Below are 3,003 nucleotides of genomic sequence, written 5' to 3'. Positions count from 1 at the left end.
CGAACCCCGCCCGGCGCGCAGCCGCCCGCCAGCGACGCGGGCGGGATGCAGGACATCATCGTCACCGGCAACACCTCGGGCAGGCGCACGCTGTTCGACAGCTCGTCCAACGTCACGCTCGCCAGTTCGGCCGACATCACCCGCAAGGCGCCCCGCTCGACCGCCGAGACGCTGGAGCTGGTACCGGGCATCTTCGTGGAGGGGACGGCCGGCCCGATCTCGAACAACTATTCGGTCCGCGGGCTGCGCGGCGGCGGGCAGACGTTCATCACGCTGGAGGAGGACGGCATGCCGATCCTCTATGGCGGCAATGGCGCGGACTTCTATTTCCAGCAGGACATCACGATCGCGCGGGTTGAGGCGGTGGAGGGCGGCACGTCGGGCGTGCTCGCCCCCAACGGCGCGGGCGCGACGATCAACTTCATCTCGCTCAAGCCCAGCTACGACAAGGCGACCGCCTCCGCGCGGTTCACCGGCACGAGCTACAACGACTTCCGCGCCGACGCCTATTTCTCCGCGCCGATTACCGACAGCCTGGCGTACAGCGTCGGCGGCTACGTCACCTCGCAGAAGGGCCTCCGCAGCACGCCGTTCACCTTCGCCGGCTACAACGTCAAGGCGATGCTGGAGAAGCGTTTCGACGACGGCGGCACCGTCCGGCTGACGTACAAGCGGATCGACCAGCGCAATCCCTATTACGCCGACATGCCGTTCCGCGTCGGCGCGAACGGCGACATCAACAGCGTACCGGGCCTGAACCTCAAGACCGACGACGTCGGCGGCCGCTATTTCGAGCATTTCCTGATCCCCGACTCGCCCGCGACCGGCAACAGCCTGCGCCGCTTCAGCTCGGAGACCGGCGTCAGGGTGACCGCGAACACCTATCGGATCGACATCGAGAAGCCGGTGTCGGACCATGTCAGCCTGTTCGCGCACGCGCGCTACCTCGACGGCAGATACGATTTCAACGGCATCTTCCCCGGATCGGGATCGGGTCTGGCGGGGCTGACCTCGGCGCGCGATTACCTGGTGCCCAACGCATCGCCGCTGGCGGGCTTGTCGATCGGCGGCGTGCCCTATTACACCGCGGCGACCAGGGCTTTCCCGACGACGCTCCAGTTCGGGCTGCGCGACGTGCGCACCGGCGTCGTGATCCCCTCGACCGACACCGCGACGCTGGCGGCGCTCGGCGGCAACGGCCTGCTCCAGCAGACCGTGCTCAACCACCAGACGCTGTCGACCAAGGACGCGGGCGCCAATTTCGGCGCGAAGTGGGACGCGACCAGCGGCGCGATCAACAACTCGCTGACGGTCGGCGGCATGTACTACAACGTGCGCCGCCGCAACGACCAGTCGGCCACCGCCACCGTCATCAACGACGTGCGCAACGACTCGCACATCTACGATCTCGTCGCGCTGAACTCGGGCGGACAGGTGCTGGGTACGCTGACCAACAACGGCGTCGTGAACTACGGCAACTGGGGCCAGGGCATCTTCGAGGACGAGGTCAACTCGATCGCGGGCTATTTCAACGACGAACTGCGCATCGGCGACAAGCTGCACATCGACTTCGGCGCCCGGTACGAGCACGAGCATGTCGGCGTCGACATCGGCAACACCGCGCTCGTCAACGCGGCGGTCCCGGCGGGGACGCCGGGCATCGTGAGCGACGTCGGCAGCACGTTCGACGGCACCTTCACGCACCAGTCGGCCTCGTACAACAAGCTCGCCTACACCGGCGGCATCAACTACACGCTGACCGACCATTTCGCGCTGTACGTGCGCGGCGCCTATGGCTTCCAGACCAACGGCGGCGACACCGGCGGGACGCACAAGCCGACCGCGCTGACGCTGTACGAGGGCGGCGTTCGCGCCCAGTATCCCGGCTTCAACGCCTCCGTGATCGGCTTCCGGACCGAGATCAACGACCTGTCGTACCAGTTCATCAACCCGGCCAACGCCGCGGTCCAGTCGAACGCGGTGGCCGACAGCCGGACCAACGGCGTCCAGGTGGACGCGGACATCCGCCCGATCCGGTTCTTCAGCCTGAACGTGGTCGGCGTGTACCAGGAGCCGAAGCTGACGAACATCGTCTTCGACACGCCGATCCCCGGCAGCTACAACGGCAATACGCCCGAGCGAACGCCCAAGAAGCTGCTGACCGTGACGCCCTCGTTCATCCTGCCCCATGGGCTTGGCGAGGTGTACGGGCGGTGGAAATACATCGGCAAGATCTTCGCCGACGCGGGCAACGGCATCGCATTGCCGGACTATAGCGTGTTCTCGGCCGGCGCGAGCTTCAACCTCTCGTCGATGGTCAACATCAACGTCAGCGTCGACAACGTGACCGACACCAAGGGCTTCACCGAGGGCAACCCGCGCCAGGGGCAGACGCAGTCGATCAGCAACGGCTATTTCTATGGCCGGGCGATCTATGGCCGCAACGCGATCGTCAGCGCGACGATCAAGCTGTGATCCGGCACGCCGGCCGGGGCTCGCGCCCCCGCCGGCCGATGTCGTACGCGGTCGCCATGCGCCCTGTCCTGCTCGCCCTCTCCGCCGCGGCCTCGCTCGCCGCCGCGCCCGCGCCCGTGCCCGGTATGGCGCGGCGCGAGGGGCTGAACCTCAACGCGTTCGTGCAGGACGGGCCGGTCGCGGCGCATGTGGTGCTGCGCGACGGTATCGATCCGCGGATCATCGTCGCCTTTCCGGCCGGCAACAGCGGCGTCGGGCTCTGGTTCGAGCGGCTTCCCGTCGCCGCCGAGTGGCGGATGAATTCGCCCGCGCGGCCCTTTTCCGGCATCGACGCCAGGGGCCGCGCGCTGCACGGGACGGTCTTCTCCGCGACGATCCGGGCGCCCCGGCTGGTGGTGAAGCGCGCGTTGCTGACCAGCGTCCGGGTGCTGCGCGACTATCAGGCGCTCGGCACCGTGCCCGCCGGGCTCGACGCGCCGCTTCGGGCGGACGCGGGCGGACTTGGCTGGGCGCGCGACCGGCTGGACG

Annotated in this window: 1 protein-coding gene and 1 pseudogene; both read left to right on the top strand. The window is 68.0% G+C overall.

The features are described from left to right. The coding region (locus HUU95_RS12620; RefSeq protein ID WP_174280420.1) for a TonB-dependent receptor at positions 1-2,475 on the top strand (2,475 nt) is incomplete at its 5' end. Between the two features lie 56 nt (positions 2,476-2,531). Then, a pseudogene (locus tag HUU95_RS12615) lies at positions 2,532-3,003 on the top strand (hypothetical protein); the annotation flags it as partial.

The sequence above is a fragment of the Sphingomonas bacterium genome (genome assembly GCF_903643065.1).
Taxonomy (GTDB): Bacteria; Pseudomonadota; Alphaproteobacteria; order Sphingomonadales; family Sphingomonadaceae; genus Sphingomonas.
Note: the sequence above shows the minus strand (reverse complement) of the source record. Positions and strands in the feature narration are given on the sequence as shown.